This is a genomic window from Prosthecobacter sp. Pr1 (assembly GCF_057652315.1).
Map to the genome: position 1 here is coordinate 1 of NZ_JBYFBS010000028.1, position 16,157 is coordinate 16,157.

The 16,157-nt window shown below is 60.3% G+C and carries 16 protein-coding genes; 8 read left to right on the forward strand and 8 right to left on the reverse strand.

The features are described 5' to 3' along the window. The 5 genes from AC24GY_RS27345 to AC24GY_RS27365 all read right to left on the reverse strand — a co-directional run. On the reverse strand, nucleotides 1-439 hold a 439-nt coding region (locus AC24GY_RS27345), incomplete at its 3' end, for a helix-turn-helix domain-containing protein (RefSeq protein WP_487689509.1). 271 nt (nucleotides 440-710) lie between these two features. Continuing rightward, nucleotides 711-3,560 carry a tetratricopeptide repeat protein gene (locus AC24GY_RS27350; protein WP_487689512.1) on the reverse strand — a complete coding sequence of 950 codons (2,850 nt, stop codon included), beginning with the start codon at nucleotides 3,558-3,560 and terminating at the stop codon, nucleotides 711-713. Nucleotides 3,561-3,681: 121 nt separating this feature from the next. After that, the gene (locus AC24GY_RS27355) at nucleotides 3,682-4,710 is read right to left on the reverse strand and encodes a polyamine ABC transporter substrate-binding protein (protein WP_487689515.1); all 1,029 of its coding nucleotides are present in this window, start codon (nucleotides 4,708-4,710) and stop codon (nucleotides 3,682-3,684) included. 19 nt (nucleotides 4,711-4,729) lie between these two features. Continuing rightward, nucleotides 4,730-5,344: a DUF6580 family putative transport protein gene (locus AC24GY_RS27360; RefSeq protein ID WP_422320872.1), complete on the reverse strand. Its 615-nt coding sequence runs from the start codon at nucleotides 5,342-5,344 to the stop codon at nucleotides 4,730-4,732. Nucleotides 5,345-5,960: 616 nt separating this feature from the next. Beyond that, the gene (locus AC24GY_RS27365; protein WP_487689517.1) at nucleotides 5,961-6,206 is read right to left on the reverse strand and encodes a glutaredoxin family protein; all 246 of its coding nucleotides are present in this window, start codon (nucleotides 6,204-6,206) and stop codon (nucleotides 5,961-5,963) included. 449 nt (nucleotides 6,207-6,655) lie between these two features. Between AC24GY_RS27365 and AC24GY_RS27370 the strand changes: the two genes are divergently transcribed. The 3 genes from AC24GY_RS27370 to AC24GY_RS27380 all read left to right on the forward strand — a co-directional run bounded on the left by AC24GY_RS27370 (nucleotide 6,656) and on the right by AC24GY_RS27380 (nucleotide 9,474). Then, the gene (locus AC24GY_RS27370) at nucleotides 6,656-7,285 is read left to right on the forward strand and encodes an RNA recognition motif domain-containing protein (RefSeq protein WP_487689520.1); all 630 of its coding nucleotides are present in this window, start codon (nucleotides 6,656-6,658) and stop codon (nucleotides 7,283-7,285) included. A 411-nt stretch (nucleotides 7,286-7,696) separates the two neighbouring features. Next, nucleotides 7,697-8,554 carry an LOG family protein gene (locus AC24GY_RS27375; RefSeq protein WP_487689523.1) on the forward strand — a complete coding sequence of 286 codons (858 nt, stop codon included), beginning with the start codon at nucleotides 7,697-7,699 and terminating at the stop codon, nucleotides 8,552-8,554. 29 nt (nucleotides 8,555-8,583) lie between these two features. Then, on the forward strand, nucleotides 8,584-9,474 hold the full coding sequence (locus AC24GY_RS27380; protein ID WP_487689526.1) for an alpha/beta fold hydrolase: 891 nt from the start codon (nucleotides 8,584-8,586) through the stop codon (nucleotides 9,472-9,474). Between the two features lie 272 nt (nucleotides 9,475-9,746). Here AC24GY_RS27380 and AC24GY_RS27385 read toward each other — a convergent pair whose 3' ends face one another. Both AC24GY_RS27385 and moeB read right to left on the reverse strand, forming a co-directional pair. Further along, nucleotides 9,747-9,935 (reverse strand): hypothetical protein, encoded by a 189-nt coding sequence (locus AC24GY_RS27385; RefSeq protein WP_487689529.1) that lies wholly within the window; start codon nucleotides 9,933-9,935, stop codon nucleotides 9,747-9,749. Continuing rightward, nucleotides 9,935-11,074, reverse strand: coding sequence for a molybdopterin-synthase adenylyltransferase MoeB (gene moeB, locus AC24GY_RS27390; protein WP_487689531.1), 1,140 nt, complete (start codon nucleotides 11,072-11,074; stop codon nucleotides 9,935-9,937). Before moeB ends, AC24GY_RS27385 begins: the two co-directional genes overlap by 1 nt. On the opposite strand from moeB, the gene AC24GY_RS27395 reads away from it, so the two are divergent. Next, a complete protein-coding gene (locus AC24GY_RS27395; protein ID WP_487689534.1) occupies nucleotides 11,073-11,435 on the forward strand; it encodes a hypothetical protein in 363 nt (120 codons plus the stop codon). The genes moeB and AC24GY_RS27395 overlap by 2 nt on opposite strands. 72 nt (nucleotides 11,436-11,507) lie before the next feature. Then, nucleotides 11,508-12,308, forward strand: a complete 801-nt coding sequence (locus tag AC24GY_RS27400; protein ID WP_487689537.1) for a TatD family hydrolase — start codon at nucleotides 11,508-11,510, stop codon at nucleotides 12,306-12,308. Here AC24GY_RS27400 and AC24GY_RS27405 read toward each other — a convergent pair. After that, nucleotides 12,298-13,104, reverse strand: coding sequence for an FkbM family methyltransferase (locus AC24GY_RS27405; RefSeq protein ID WP_487689540.1), 807 nt, complete (start codon nucleotides 13,102-13,104; stop codon nucleotides 12,298-12,300). The two genes, AC24GY_RS27400 and AC24GY_RS27405, sit on opposite strands and share 11 nt — an antisense overlap. Before the next feature lie 127 nt (nucleotides 13,105-13,231). Here AC24GY_RS27405 and AC24GY_RS27410 point away from each other — a divergent pair, with 127 nt between their 5' ends. The 3 genes from AC24GY_RS27410 (at nucleotide 13,232) to AC24GY_RS27420 (ending at nucleotide 15,958) form a co-directional block, all read left to right on the forward strand. Further along, entirely contained in the window at nucleotides 13,232-14,050 is an 819-nt protein-coding gene (locus AC24GY_RS27410) for an LpxI family protein (protein WP_487689543.1), read from the forward strand. 141 nt (nucleotides 14,051-14,191) lie between these two features. Continuing rightward, a complete protein-coding gene (locus AC24GY_RS27415; protein WP_487689545.1) occupies nucleotides 14,192-14,887 on the forward strand; it encodes a type II secretion system protein in 696 nt (231 codons plus the stop codon). 258 nt (nucleotides 14,888-15,145) lie between these two features. Next, nucleotides 15,146-15,958, forward strand: coding sequence for a type II secretion system protein (locus AC24GY_RS27420; protein ID WP_487689548.1), 813 nt, complete (start codon nucleotides 15,146-15,148; stop codon nucleotides 15,956-15,958). Nucleotides 15,959-16,157 lie beyond the last annotated feature (199 nt).

Here is a 16,157-nt window from a genome sequence, read left to right on the forward strand (position 1 = left end):
TCATGTTCATGCCAAGCACACTAGGGCGGCTTGTCCTCAAGCCGCCATCGCGCGTCTCCTCGCCTTCATCCTGGAAATCCGCACCCGCATGCGCGGCAGCGCCAACCGTGCGGCCCTCGTGAACCGCAGGCTGCAGGTTCTCTTGGAGGTTCTGCTTTTTCTTGGTGCCTCTGCGCTTCGTCGCGGCGGGCTGGGGACAGCCCGCCCCGCCCTGCAGCCCTGTGCCGTCCACGTGAAAGCGCGCCCGCAGCGTGGCCTCCACCTCCGCCAGATCGTAGCGGACGGACTTGCCGATCCTGTAATGCCCCAGCACGCCGGAGCGGGTGAGGTTATCGATGATGCGAACGCAAAGGCCGTAATGAGCAGCCACCTGTTTTCGCGTGATCTTCCCCGCCGGAAGGCTGGAAGCCGATGAGTGTGTCGGTGATGAGTGATTCATGCCGACATTTTTAATTGGGCCAGGATTTCAGAAGTCAAAGCAATTGTTTCATTAAATTGCATGGCGGGTGATTTCATGGCTCACCGGGCTATATAAAAGCATGGTGTGGTATGCTGCGCAGCGTAGGAGAAACCGTTCTTTTTCACCGCAGAGACGGGGACGCCGCAGGGAAAGTTTCTGATACCGCCGAATGCATGAAAATGGCTGGTGACGCAGGCTTTGAAGGCGTGTGCGCCAATTCGATCACTCGAAAAACATGAGAGATAAAATACTACACCTCGCTAACCGCAGACTTCACTCGCTCTGCAATTTCCTCAACCGGCAGCTTCAATCCATTCAGAATGCGAATATAGTTGGCACCAAATGTTTTGGAACTCGGATGCCCCAGCCCCAAGCCGCGCACAGAGATTCTTAAGGCCCGGCGCAGCAGTGGCTCCGCCTCCGTCAGCCTGTCCGTGTCCTGAAGCAACTGCCCGAGATTATTTAGATCACGGGCAGTGGAGGGATGCTCCGCACCATGGCTGGTCTCGTCGATGTCTAAGGCCCGGCGCATCAGTAGTTCGGCCTCAGTCATCCGGTTCGTGTCATGGAGCAATAACGCAAGGTTATTGAGATCGATGGCGACCTTGGGATGCTTCATTCCATAGCTGTCCTCATCGATCTGCAGAGCCCGGCGCCAAAGTGGCTCGGCCTGCGTCAACTGCTTCGTGTCATAGAGCAAAGCCGCAAGATTGTTAAGGTCACGGGCGACCTCCGGATGCTCTGGACCATAGCTTGCTTCGTCCATTTCCAAAACTCGTCGCATCAGCGACTCAGCCTCCACCAGCCGGTTCGTAGCTTTTAACAACCCAGCGAGGTTGTTGAGAGAAACAGCGTAGTTAGACATCGGCTCCCCGCCTTTGTTCTCCAAGAGCATTACTACTCTTTCCATCAGCGGCTCGGCCTCTGCCACTCGGTTCGTATCCTGAAGAAGCCTCGCGAGATTGTTAAGCATAGCGGCCAGCTTGGCATTATCACGGCCAAAGCTAGCCTCATATATCTGCAAGGCTCGGCGCATCAGCGGCTCGGCATCCATCAACCGGTTCGTGGCCTGGAGTAACTGAGCGAGGTTGTTGAGGCGAATCGCGACATCGGGATGCTCCGGCCCAAAGGTAGCCTCATCAATCCGCAAGGCCCGGCGCATCAGTGGCTCCGACTGTGCATAGAGAGATTTGGTTTGAAGTAGAAGAGAAAGGCAGTTCAGCAGCCAAGTTAGTCTATATGAACCAAGTTCATCAGGTGCATGAAGGCAGAGAATCTGAGCATGAGGTTGGAGAGGAGTCCATTTCTTCCACGTTCGGACATCCTGCGGATTGCCAGGGTCGCCTATATCCATCAGCTGAATGCCCATGGCCAGAGCAGTAGTGCGTTCTTGAGCACTGGCCGTGAGGCGGGTGACCTCCTGAACCAAGCGGTGCACCTTAAAGCGAGGAGGATCATCTGTGTAGCGGGTGAGCAGGTTGAATTTGTCTGCCTGAGCGATGGCCTTCAGTGCGGCACGGTGGAGTGTTTTGACATCATCATCCGAATCCGGTTGGTCATCGAGCAGAGATTCAGGTATAGGCTCGGGCGCAAAATGGGAGAAGACAAGCAGCCAGAAGCGCGCATCATCATCAAGCTGGTCAAAGCTGGTCTTCCAGGTGATGAGGACGGGGCGCGGCACACTCTTATCCGGCCTCTCGTAAGGGATGATCAAGTCATTGGACCAGTTCAGCAACTCAGCGGCTTTATCTTTGTAGATGGTTAGGTACTCGGCAAACGTGCAGCACTGCTCATTGATATAACCGGCGGCCTGATGCAGCGCGAGAGGCAAGCCATCCATGAGTTCGGCCAGCGTGAGGACTTTCGCGGCATCATCAGCAGCTTTGCGTCGATGTTTGTCCGTGAGTTGTAGTAGCAGGTCGGCGGCATCGTCAGGACTCAGCACGGAGAGATCCAGAGAATCTACCTGCTGCGACCAATTGCGCAGGCGGGAGGTGATAAGGACATGACCTTTCCTTAATTGCTCAAAGTGCTCTCTGAGCGCCAGCGCGGCGGCTTCATCATCGACGTTATCAACGATGAGCAGCCAGCTGGAGTGCGAGGCAAGCCAGCGTAAAGCGATGCCTGCACGCGCTGCTTCGTCCGGCGGGAGATTGTCACTGAGTTGGAGTCCGCGCACATCGCATAGAGCCGCGAGGCTTGTTTGAAGTTTCTGCGGTGTGTCGCCGCTAACAAACAGCAGTGCTTTGTATTCGTCACGATGCCGGTCTGCATACTCCACCGCCACGTGGGTCTTGCCCAGGCCACCGAGTCCTTCTGTGACCGTGGCCGCAGGCCGCTGCGTGATGGCAGTGGTGTGAGTCTGCTTTAGAAGCGAAGTGCGCAGATCCTTCAGGAATTGCTCACGGCCCACAAATGTCTGGCCGATGTAGCCGCCGGGGAGATTGGAGGGAGGCGGTTCTTCACTCGCGCTTTGATGGCCGAGTTCTTTTTCCAAAACGGCCGCAGCAGCCGATAAGCAGCTTTGATCCGGCAGCTCGGGCATTTGCTTCAACAAGTCCGCAAGGTCCCAGCATTCGATAGCGGGTCCTGCCGCTGGCTGCACAAAGCTCCTCGGTATGGCAGGCTTCTCTGGCAGGAGGAAGAACAGAATGAGCTGGTCAAACTCTTTGCCGAGCTGATGACGGACGGCTTTCTCAGCCGTCTCGGTGATCTTGCTCGCGGCATCCTGATTGGTGATCTGCATCGCGATGCGGCGCGAACGATCACCCAGATCTGCTGCGGGAAAGTTCGGCTGATCGGCATTGAGATTGACCAAATCCCAGCCAAAGAGCGCATTGAAGAAACGTGCCATGACCGATTCCAGCCAATGATTGGCGTCGTTTTGGCTTGCCCGGGTGCGCGTCTTTAATTGAGCGGCGAGCACATTCAGCTGATCACTGATCTTTTGTGCCAGATGCTGATGTGGAAACGGCATGGGGATGTTTTTAGGAAAAGAAGCGGACACAGCCGTGCTCACTCCATCCAAGCAAACCGCGAAGCTTTGGCGAGAAGTATTCTTCGGAGCGCGGACTTCAGTCCGCAGCAGGTCGCCGTGCATGGAGGGTGGTGGTTAGGCGGCGTGTGGCAAGCACGGTGATGCTGGGCTTGGAGAGGCCGCGTGGGGATGCGGAGTGCAGGGTGCTGGCGGAGTGCTGCGGACTGAAGTCCGCGCCCCTCATCTACCGCGCCGCTTTCACCTGGTCCCACACTTTGGTGTACTTCGCGAGGTCGGGGCCGAGGTCTTCGATGACTTCGCATCTGGCCTGGAGTTCGGCGGGGATGGTGACGGCGGGGTTCTTGAGGAACTCGGGGCTGACTTTGGCCATGGCGGGTTTGTTGGGGCAGTAGTAGCCCATCCATTCCATGTTTTCGGCGGCGATGGCGGGGTCGAGGACGAAGTTGATGAAGGCGTGGGCGAGGGCGGGCTGCTTCGCGGTTTTGGGGATGACCATTTCATCGCAGCCGAGGGTGACGCCTTCGCGGGGGATGAGGATCTCGACCTTGGGGTTTTCCATCTGCACCTGGAAGAGGTCGCCGCTGTAGCCATGGACGAGGAGGAACTCGGCGGAGTCGATGCCGCTCTTGTAGCCTTCGTTGTCAAAGCGGGCGATGTTCTTCTTCCAGCGGATGAGGACCTCCCGCGCAGCGGCGAGCTGGGCTTCATCGCGCGTATTGATGCTGTGGCCGAGGGACTTCAGGGCGGCGCCGATGCTCTCGCGCATGTCGTCCAGCAGCGTCATGCGTCCGGCCAGGGCGGCGCGGTCAAACAGGGCCCAGGTGGCTTCGGCGGGCGCGCCTTTGATTTTGTCCGCACGCACGGCGATGCAGGCATAGGCCAGGGTGTAGGGCACGCTGTGCGCCATGGTCTGGTCCTTCACCTTCGCCAGCACGGCGGGGTCGATGTTTGGCAGGTTGGGGATGAGCTTGTGATCCAGATCCGCCAGCATGCCCTGCGCGTGCATCACCTGGATCATGTAGGCGGTGGGAAATACCAGATCATACCCAGCAGCGCCCGCCTTGAACTTGGCGAACATGCTTTCGTTCGAGTCGAAGGTGTCGATGACGACCTTGCAGCCGTGCTGCTTCTCAAACTTCTGCACCACCTCCGGGCTGATGTAGTCCGCCCAGGTGTAGAGGTGCAGCGTCTCCGCCGCCTGCGCGGAGAGCGCGATGCAAACCCAAGTGAAGAGCCATGCGATGCGCTTCATGGCCGTGGGAGGGCGGGGCTCAGGCGGCCAGAGGCTGGCGCAGCGGGATGCGCTGCTGCTGGCGGAAGGCGGCCTCGGTGTTGAACGCGGCGAGGAGCAGGAGGCTGAAGCCGAGATCGCTCACGAGGGAATTGCGCAGGAAGAACCAGGTGGGCAGATGTCCGGGCTCGCCGGTGGTCACGGCCTGCAGCCAGCCTGCGAGATCGCGTGAGTAGGCGGAGACGGGATTGCTGAGCCAGGAAACGGTGTTGGTGAAGAAGTAGAAGACCAGCGAGCAGCCCACCACGCCCAGCAGGCTGCCGAGCATGCCCATCTGCCCGCGCCAGAGGCTGGCCAGCAGCGCGGCGGCGGCAAAGCAGCCATACACGACCAGCGCCTCCCAGTGCAGCACCTGGGCACCCGTGGCGGTGAAATCGATGGCCACAAGCAGCAGCGGGATGAGGATGAAGGGCACCCGTTTGGAAAAGACGAGCGTGCCGGTGAAGGCCAGCGCCATCCACGGCGTGAAGTTTTCCAGCACTTCAAGAGTGACGTAGCCTTTGAGCTTGGCCCAGCGAAACGCAGCGGCGGCGACGATCAAGGCGAGCGGCAGCAGGAACGCACGGGAGGCGGGGCGGGAATCAGGGGAAGACATGGCGGCAAGATGCAGGTTCTGGCGCTTCTGGCAAGGAGCGGGTGAATGTGGAAGGCCGAAAACCGAATGACTCAAGCATGCCGAAGGCCTGAGCCTGTCAAGACTCGCGCAACGAAGCGGCATCACTCGTAGTGTGCACATTCCGGAGGTTTGGAACTTCGACAATCAAAAATCGATTGCTCGACAATCGTCAATCCTCCGGCCTCAGGGGGGCATGGCCGTGCGCGATTGAGGATTGATGAACAAGGATTGTTGATTTTTGAAGTGCCTATCCCACCTCCCCCGCTATACCACGCCCTTCTTCTTCAAAAACGGCACCAGTTCATCCACGCCGAAGTCCGCCAGCACCTCGCCGTTCTGGCAAGGAGCGGGTGAATGTGGAATGAGTAAATCCGAATGACTCAAGAATGACGCAGCCCAAGGGCCGGCTGATACTCGCGCAACGAAGCGGCATCACTCGTCGTGTGCGCCTGCCGGAGGTTTGGAACTTCGACAATCTAAAATCGATTGCTCGACAATCGTCAATCCTCCGGCCTCAGGGCGTCCAGGCCGTGCGCGATTGAAGATTTATGAGCAGGGATTGCTGATTTTTGAAGTGTATATCCCACCTCCCCCGCTAAACCGCTCCCTTTTTACGGAGAAACGGCACCAGCTCATCCACGCCGAAGTCGGCCAGCACCTCGCCGTCCCAGTCCATGGTGGGGGCTTTGCTCTGGCCGCTGAGGTCGATCATGGCCTGCAAGGCTTCGCGATTGCCGGAAACGACGACGGCTTCGTAGTCAATGCGCTTGGCATCAAGGTATTCCGTGACTTCTTCGCACCAGGGGCAGCCCGTTTTGAGATAAACGATGGGTTTGATCATGGGGCCATGATGGGGTGAAAGCCCGGCAGGGGCAAGCAATGCGTACGTGATTCTCGGTTGACCACCTCCGTGCCCTGATTACAGTCCGCCCGCTGTTTTCAGAGCCTTCATTGAGTGCTCCGAAGCCCGTCCCTTTGAACGTCAACTCCCCATGCGCTATCTTCGACCCCCGACAGCGCAGCAGGAAGCGTTCCAGCGGATGGAACGCCCGAAAGGAATCTCCAGCGTGCTGCAAGAGTGCGCGGAAATGACTTTAGGGCAGGCAGGGCCAGTGCGGCCCAGCTTTGAAAACCGCAGCAGCCCGTGGTGGTGCTGTGGCAGGCCGCGTGTGCGGTCCGCCGCGTGCCGCGGACCCGTGAAAGAGGCAAGCCGCCCGTTCCCGCCCGCCGCCCCTATCAGCACCCCGGCCCTGCATGAACACGCAACCCACCCCTACGTAAACTCAACTCATGTCCGATTATCCAAACCGCAATGGCGGAGGCAGCTCCTCCGGCAATGGCAACGGCCCTCGTCGCAACCGCAATCGCAACCGCCCACGTGGTCCCCGGCCTGAAGGCCCCCGCCCCACCCGTGAAGGTGGCCGCGAAAGCCGCAATGCCCCTCCTTCCTTCTTCCAGAAGATCCTGGGCTTCTTCGGCCTCGGCAAGTCCAAGCCCAAGAGCCGCCCCCAGGCGGATCGCAGCAGCACCGACCCGCGCTCCACGAATGACAATCCCCGCCCGCAGCGCGAGCCCCGCGTGCGCCGTGAGGCCCCTCCTGCCGTGAACCCGGCGGACATCACCACGGACCGCCTCTACGTCGGCAATCTGTCTTATGACGCCACCGAGAGCGATCTCTTTGAACTCTTCAACGGCGTCGGCGCTGTGAAGAACGCCGAAGTCGTGGTGAACAGCCGCACCCAGCGCTCCAAGGGCTTTGCCTTTGTGACCATGGGCAGCGTGGAAGAAGCACGCCGCGCCGTGGCGGAACTCAGCGGCAAGGACTTCATGGGCCGCCCGCTGCAGCTCAGTGGTGCCAAGCCAAACAACCGCGGCGAAGACTCCGACGCTCCTTCCCGCGAAGAAGCGCAGGCCGCCTGATAAGAGAGGCCGCATCCCTCGTTTTCATTGCGCCCGCAGGTTCTCACACGGAGCCTGCGGGCTTTTTCTTGGCAGCCGAGTGTGAGGGAGTTTCCTGAAACTCATTTCCCGTTTGGACAACCTGGGGAAGTTCGGTTTGCCGCAAAGGGGCAAAGGGGCAAAGGGGCAAAGGGGCAAAGGGGCAAAGGGGCAGAGGGGCAGAGGTGGCAGAGATTCAATCTCTCCTCTGCTCCCTCTGCCTCTCCGCCCCTCTGCGGCAGAATCGAAGGTGCCCATGGCTTTCCACCCCATGCCAGAGAGCAGCACCACAGGCGTTTCGCTTACTGGAAATCAGTTTAGGAATTCTTTAAATAATCCACATCGTGGTGAACAAAAGCACCGCATTTGCATTCCAAGTTTATCAAACCAACCATGCCAGCTCCAACCCTTCTCGACCGGGAACCCGAACCCGGAACGGTGGCGACCAGCGCTCCTGCGCCAGCGCCCGTCACGCAAGTCACCCCCGCCCAGATCCACGCCGATGAGCAGTTCTGCAGCCAGCTGGAGGACCGCGCGCTCCTCAGCGGCCCAAACCGCCGTCTGCGGGATCTGCAGCTGCTCTACAGCGTGGCGAAGGACTTCATCATTGGCTTCCGCTCGCTGCATTTCGTGGGCCCGTGCATCACCGTCTTCGGTTCCGCACGTTTTGATGAAAAGCACCGCTACTACCAGCTGGCGCGGGACATGGGCGCGGCCATCGCGAAGATGGGCTTCACCGTTCTGACCGGCGGCGGGCCCGGGATCATGGAAGCCGCCAATCGTGGCGCAAAAGATGCTGGAGGACGCAGCGTCGGCTGCAACATCCGCCTGCCTTTTGAACAAAGCCACAATCCTTACCTCGACCGCTGGGTGACCATGGAGCATTTCTTCGTGCGCAAGACGCTGCTCATCAAGTACAGCTACGGCTTCATCATCATGCCCGGCGGATTTGGCACCATGGACGAGATGTTTGAGGCGCTCACGCTCATCCAAACGCGGAAGCTCAAGAGCTTCCCCATCGTGATCATGGGCAGCGATTTCTGGCCGGAGATGCGCCAGTTCATGGACCACATGCTGAAAGGCGCCACCATCAGCGCGGAAGATCTCGACCTCATCAAATGGACCGACTCCGTGGATGAAGCCGTGGCCCATTTGCAGGACAAGGCCGTCACGCAGTTCGGCCTGCGCCGCTACCGTGTGCCGCGCAGCAGTCCGCTGCTGGGTGAAAAGGCGCTTGAAGGCGCGAATTGAAACAGCACACTCCGCCCCCGCTCTCCCGCATGTCAGACCATACCTTCACCCTCTCCAACGGCCTCAAGCTGGGCTATTGCGAGTACGGTGATCCACGCGGCGAGGTGGCCTTCTACTTCCACGGCTGGCCCTCCTCGCGCGTGCAGGGCTCGCTCTTCCATGAGCATGCCAAAAAGCACGGCATGCGGCTCATCTGCCCGGACCGCCCCGGCATCGGCCTGTCGGATTTCCAGCAGCGCCGCGCTTTGCTCGACTGGCCGGACACGCTGGAACAACTGGCCGCGCATGTGGGTGCGGACAACTACCACGTCCTCGGCTGGTCCGGCGGCGGCCCGTACGTCCTCGTCACCGCGCTGAAGCTGAACCGCCGCCTGCTCTCCGCCTCCATCATCTGCGGTGCGCCCCCGCTGAAGTTTCTGGGAGACCGGCAGATGTTCTGGCTCTACCGCTTCATGATCCAGCTGCGGCATTATTTTCCCACCATCCTCGGGCTCGTCCTGCGCGTGGGCGGCCTGGCTGCCAGGGGCAGTCCCCACAAGGCCCCGCTGCGCTGGCTCATGAAACTGCTGGGTCAGGAAGACCGCCGCGTGCTGCTGCTGCCCGGCATCTACGATGTGGTGCGGGATGCCACGCTCGGCGCGCTGGATCGCGGCCCGCGCAGCGTCATCGCCGATGCGGACATCTACCTCAGCGAATGGGGCTTCGAAGTCAGCCAGATCAATTTCCCCATCCGCTTCTGGCATGGCAAGCAGGACCGCAACATCGCCTGGACCTACACCCAGCAGATCGCCCAGCTCATCCCGCAGGCCGAGACGCACTGGTCTGAAATCGATGGCCACTACTCCCTGCCCATCACCCATGCGGAGCAGATCATCGTGGCGGCATTGCAGAAGGAAGTGCCGGTGGTGAGCAGGGTGTAGCACCAATGCGTTCGTATCGCAGCCGTTCCATATGGACTGCGGTCGCGGAGTGAGGAACGAACGCAGCTACCGCTTTCGCCGGACTCGGTGACGCACGCATGAAAGAAGATGTCCGACTGCGGCAGCCGGTGATCCTTCGCAGGCCGGTCAGCACATGCGCACCACGAGACGCTCGAAAGCGGCAGCTACGCGTGCCGCACTCCAAATTCGCGCTGGACGGTCAGACTCCCCATTGGAACTTCGGCCGCCAAGATCCCTTCGCGCCTTCGCTCCTACCTCGGCAGCAGAATCGGAATCCCGTTATCAATCACAAAGATCCGCGTGCCATCCAGCGTCGCCAGCGCGGCCTCCACCCTGCTGGCGGCGCATTCCTCCGGCGTCGCGCGGCGCAGGGGCTGGTGCGTGTCCGGGCAGCGCAGCAGGGGCAGAAAATCATTGAGCCATTGGGTTTCGTTTTGCATCAGTATTCAGCCATGGAGGGGTCAATTTCACGCGCCCAGGCGATGATGCCGCCGGAGATGTTCCAGACGTTTTCAAAGCCCTGATCGCGCAGGAGGCTGACGGCGCGCGCGCTGCGGCCGCCGCTCTTGCAGTGAACGAGGATGCGCCTGTCGCGCGGCAGCTCGGCGGTGCGGGTGCCGAGTTCGCCCAGGGGAATGAGCACCGCGCCTGAAATGCGTGAGATGCTTTGCTCGTGCGGCTCGCGCACATCCAGCAGGAAATGATTGTCTCCGGCTTCGCGGAGTTCTTTGAGTTCGTGAACGGTCATGGTGGGAACATCTGGAGGGGCGGAGGCGGTGATGCCGCAGAAGCCCTGGTAGTCGATGGGTTCGGTGATGGTCGGATTCTCGCCGCACACGGGGCAGCCCGGGTCCCGGCGCAGGGTCAGCGTGCGGAAGCGCATGCTCAGGGTGTCCACATGCATCAGTTTTCCAAGGAGCGGCTGGCCGATGCCGGTGATGAGCTTGATGGCCTCCAGCGCCTGCAGGGTGCCGATGAGCCCCGGCAGCACGCCGAGCACGCCGCCTTCCGCACAGGAGGGCACCATGCCCGGAGGCGGGGGCTGCGGGCACATGCAGCGGTAGCAGGGCGCACCGAGATGCGGGGCAAACACGCCCACCTGCCCGTCAAAGCGCAGGATGCTGCCATACACATTCGGCTTTCGCAGCCACACGGCCACATCGTTGCTGAGGTAGCGCGTGGGGAAATTGTCCGTGCCATCGATGATGACATCGTAGTCCGCCGCGATCTTCATGGCATTCGCCGCAGTGAAAAGCTCCGGGTAAACCTGGATGTCCACATGCGGATTGATGTCGGCCAGCCGGTCGCGCGCGGCGTCCAGCTTCTTGCGCCCCAGGTCCTTCTGCCCGAAGAGAATCTGCCGCTGCAGGTTGGTGATCTCCACCACATCCGGGTCCACCAGGCCGAGTCCGCCGATGCCTGCCGCCGCCAGATACATGGTGATGGGCGAGCCCAGGCCCCCTGCCCCGATGCAGAGCACGCGTGCCGCCTTCAGCTTGCGCTGGCCCTCGATCCCGAATTCGGGGATCGCCAAATGCCGCGCGTAGCGGCTCAGTTCGTCAGGGGTGAGGTCGGGCATGAGTCTCCCACCATGGCATGCAGAATCGACAGCGCAACGATCCAGCGGTTGCGATGGGGCATGGGGCGACTACATTCTCAACATGCCTGATTGGACACCCCCAACCCAAGTCAATCTGGTCGATCTGGGCTTCATGGACTCGCGTTCGAAGCTCATCGACCTCGCCGCCTTTCTCGACCGCGTGCAGCGTGCCGGGCAGGAAGGCGACTTCCGCGTGCAGGCCCTGAAAAACGCCATCGCCCTGCTCTCCCAGGACCAGCCCCAGCGCGCGCGCGATGTGCTGCTGAGTTTCAGCGATCCGAGTGTGGAACCCGTGGAGAAAGCGGCAATGCAGGGCGCGATTGGCGCGTATAAGAAGTGAGGGTTGTCGTTGCTGGCAGTCGTTTGTGATTGCCGCCCAACAACCGGAAACCATCGCCAACCACCGCCCCCCATGAATTACATCGAGCCCCACGGCCACATGGTCAGCCGCACCACGGATGACTATGAGCGCATGGCCATCGCCGGCTGCCAGGCGATCTGCGAGCCCGCGTTCTGGGCCGGCTACGACCGCGCCAGCGCCGAAGGCTTCTACGACTACTTCCGCCAGATCACCGAGTATGAGCCGAAGCGTGCCGCGAAGTTTGGCATCCAGCATTACTCCTGGCTGTGCATCAATCCGAAGGAAGCCGAGGACATCAAACTGGCGGACGACGTCATCGCGCTGATCCCGCAGTTCATCGACAAACCCGGCGTGCTCGGCATTGGCGAGATCGGCCTGAACAAGAACAGCCGCAACGAGCTCAAAATCTTCGAGCAGCACGTGCAGGTGGCGCAGGACTACGATGCGCTGGTGCTCATCCACACGCCCCACCTTGAAGACAAGCTCAAGGGCACGCGCCTGATCGTCGAGGCGCTGAAAAACTTCCCCAAGATCAAGCCCGAGCGCGTGATCATCGACCACGTCGAAGAGCACACCATCGACCACGTTTTGGATCACGGCTTCTGGGCCGGCATCACGCTGTATCCTGAAAGCAAATGCACCCCGAACCGCGCCATCGACATGCTGGAGCAGCGCCACGCCGAACAAATCTGGATGAACAGCGCCTGCGACTGGGGCATCAGCGATCCCCTCGCCGTGCCCAAGACCATGCAGGCGATGCGCCAGCGCGGGTGGACGACTGAGATGATTCAGAGAGTGGCGTGGGACAACCCGCGCAAGTTCATGGGGCAGTGTGAGAAGTTTAAGCTGTGACGCGCCAGACGTAGAGGTTTTCGCCAATCCATTGCTCCAACGGCAGCGTGGCGACGGAGGAGAATAAGGCGCGGCTGCAGCCGGGCTTGTAGCGGTCGTGCAGTTCGATGACGATGGCGTCGATGTTTTCAATCCACGCGGCGCTGGACTCAAAGACCTCCTTCTCCGCGCCCTCCACATCCATCTTGAGCAGGTCCACCCGGCCCTGAGGGAAATGCTTGAGCAGTGATGTCATGGAAAGGGCGACCACCTGGCACTGGCCGCAGGCTGACTGCGATGATTCCTCCACGCGCATGGCCCAGGAGCCGATGCCCGGATCCGTGAGGGTGATCTTCCCATCGTGACTCCACACGGCGGCCTGGATGATCTCCACGCCCGGCAGCGCCCCGAGGTGGCGCTGCATCATGGCGAAATTGGCCGGGTCAGGTTCGACGGCGACGATTTGGGCCTCTGGAAACTGGGTGCGAAAGTAGAGTGAGGCCAGTCCGGTATTGGCCCCGAGATCCAGGATGGTGCCGGGGCGGGCATCGAATGGCAGGCGATACTCGTGGTCGATGAAGATTTTTTTGTAGACCTCGATGTCCGTGCCGCCCGCACGGAGGATCACAGGAGCCTTCAATGCAGGAACCTGGACCGAGATTTCAAACTGCTGCCGCAGCACACTGATACGCAGCCAGACCATGAGACCCCGCACAAAGCCCAGCACCTGCACGTGGAGAAACAGCTCCCGGATTCGAGCCTTGAGCAAGGACAAGCCGACGGGCTGATTGGGTGGATTGACCGGAGATGGCGTCATACGAGCACGGGCAAAAGAGAGAGAAAGGACGCAAAGGACAAGACCAAACTGCGAGCGGGAGTCCTTTCCGTCCTTCTTTCGCGATTGCGCTCCCTGGAGCCCCCGCCATAGCGTAGGCGCTGTCCGTATGACCGCCCCGAACCTCGACACCATCGCCCTCATTGCTGGAAACGGCATTTATCCGGAAACCTTCGTGGCTGCGGCGCGGAAGGCCGGGGTGAAGAAGCTGGTGGCGGCGGCGTTTACGAATGAGACGAAGCCGGAGCTGGCAGGCATGGTGGATGCCATTGAGTGGTTCCGCGTGGGGCAGCTGGGCAAGATGATCTCCTTCTTCAAAAAGCAGGGCGTGACGCAGACGGTGATGGTGGGGCAGATCGCGCCGAAGAACCTGTTCGATCTGCGCCCGGACTTCCGCACGCTGATCATGATGGCGAAGCTGAAGCAGCGAAACGCGGAGACGCTGTTTGGCGGCATCGCCAATGAACTGGCGAAGGACGGCATCACGCTGCTACCTGCGACGACTTTTCTCGAAGACCTCATGCCCGGCCCCGGTCATGTGGCGGGACCGCAGATCAAGAAGCGGCGGCAGGAGGATGCGGAGTACGGCTTCAAGATCGCCAAGGAAAGCAGCCGGCTGGACATCGGCCAGACGGTGGTGGTGAAGAACGGCACGGTGCTGGCGGTGGAGGCCTTTGAAGGCACGAACGAGGCCGTCAAGCGCGGCGGTGCCCTGGGCCGTGGCGGCGCCACGATGGTGAAGGTCTCGAAGCCCAATCAGGACATGCGCTTTGATGTGCCCGTGGTGGGACCGGAGACGATCCGCACCGCGGCGGCTGCCGGAGTGGACTTGATCGCCGTGGAGGCGGGCATGACCCTGCTCCTCGGACGGGAGGAAGTTTTCAAGCTCTGCCAGGAGCTCAAAGTGACTCTTCTGGCCCTGGCGTGAGTTTTACCTACGTCTAACGCCATGCGATGAACGGCACAATTCTTGTCTCGTATTTCAACTGCGTTTAAGTCTAAGTGGGGTGAATAGCGGAATATTCCGTTTTTCAAATCACATCATCCCACCCATCAACTTACACATCCCATGAAAACGAAACGCAACCACGCCTTCACTCTGATCGAGCTGTTGGTGGTGATCACGATCACCGCCATTCTCGCGAGCCTGGCCTTGCCCGCCTTCACCACCATGGCCCAGACTCAGGAGAATCAGATGAAAGGGGTCAACAACTGCAAGCAGATCATCATCGCGCTGAAGCTGTTCGCCAAAGACAACGGCAGCCAGTATCCGGACTCCGTGGCCAACCCGCTGACGGGAAGCATGGCACAGAACGCCAATGACGCCTTCCGCTTCATGATCCAGGAACAGATCGTGACCGATGAGCGCATCTTTGGCTGCCCCGTCGGCTACAATCCGGACAACAACATCTGCAAAGCCCCCAGCTATGGCAATGCCCTGATGCCCGGTGAAAACCACTGGGCGCTGACGTCCGGCCAGACGGACACCACGGTGGGCAGCATGCCCCTCGTGTTTGAAAACCCCGCCACGAACAGCTGGCCTCCGGTTTGGAATGCCGACGTCGCAGGCCAGATCCAACCCGGCCGCACCTGGCCGGGTGGCCAGATCATCATCGGTCGCAACGACGGCAGCGTCGCTGTCGAAACTCTGGCTGGCGACCAAGGCAAGGTCGGCCCCAAAATCTTGGCCGATGGCAACGACCTCTTCACCCAAGCTTCTCAAGGCATCCCCCAGCGCGTCCTGCAGGTGGTTTATAAAAAGTAGGCGACCCATCAATTAAACTGCAGACAATCGACGCCGTCGGATGCCCCGCATCCGGCGGCTTTTTTGTGCTTTTGTCCCGGGCCAGTTCATCTACAGCGGCTCAGGCCTGGATTTCCCTACGCCTGCCGCCACGTCAGGGACGGCTAAATTCTTGTCTCGTATTTCAGCCCTCGTTTGGGTCTAATTGGGGTGGATAGCGGAATATTCCGTTATTCACATAACATAATAAAACAAACGATAGGTAAACATACGCATACAATGAAAACGAAACGAAACCACGCCTTCACTCTGATCGAGTTGTTGGTGGTGATCACAATCATCGCGATTCTCGCGGGATTGGCGGTGCCCACCTACAACCTCATCCAGAGGATGGCTAATCAGACACGAGGCGTCAACAACGCCAGACAGATCATCCTCGCGATGAAACTGTTCTCAAAGGACCACAACAGCCAGTATCCCGACTCAGTGGCCAATCCGCTGACCGGGAGCCTCGCACAGAACGCCAATGACGCGTTCCGGTACATGATCCAGGAAAAGATCGTGTCGGATGAGCGCATCTTCGGCTGCCCCGCCGGTTTCACTCCGGATGGCAACATCGGTCAACGCCCCAACTGCGGCAATGCCTTGATGCCCGGTGAAAACCACTGGGCCATGACGGCCGGACAGACGGACACTGCGGAGGGCAACATGCCCCTCGTGTATGAAAACACCGCCTCCCTCAGCTGGCCTCCGCTTTGGAATGCGGATGCCGCAGGTCAGATCGCACCCGGTCGCGCCTGGTCGGGTGGCAAGATCATCATTGGCCGCAATGATGGCAGCGTCGCGGTGGAAGCTCTGGCGGGTCAAAAAGGCATGGTGGGCCCCCAGATCATGACTGGTGGCATGAACCTGTTTACCCAGGCTTCCGAAGGCATGCCGCAGCGCATATTGCCGGTGGTTTTTGGCAACGCTGTCATTAACGACCCCATAGGGCCCCTCAGAGAGATCCCACCTCCCACCGTGAATGGCGCACCTCCGCCTCTTGCTGGTGTGCAAGGAGCCCCCGCCAGCCTGCCTCCTACGGGACTGTGATCGGTCATAAAATCTAGAGACATACCACGCCGCCGGATGCACGCCATCCGGCGGCTTTTTTGTGCCTGGGCATGCAGGCAATCCCCTGCCCTTGTGTAGCACTTGGGATGACTTTGCCCCCGTGCCTCGAAAGGTGACATTTTTTTCTCGCATTTCAGCCCCCACTTGGGTCTAATCCTTGGGTGCCGAATTAATTCCG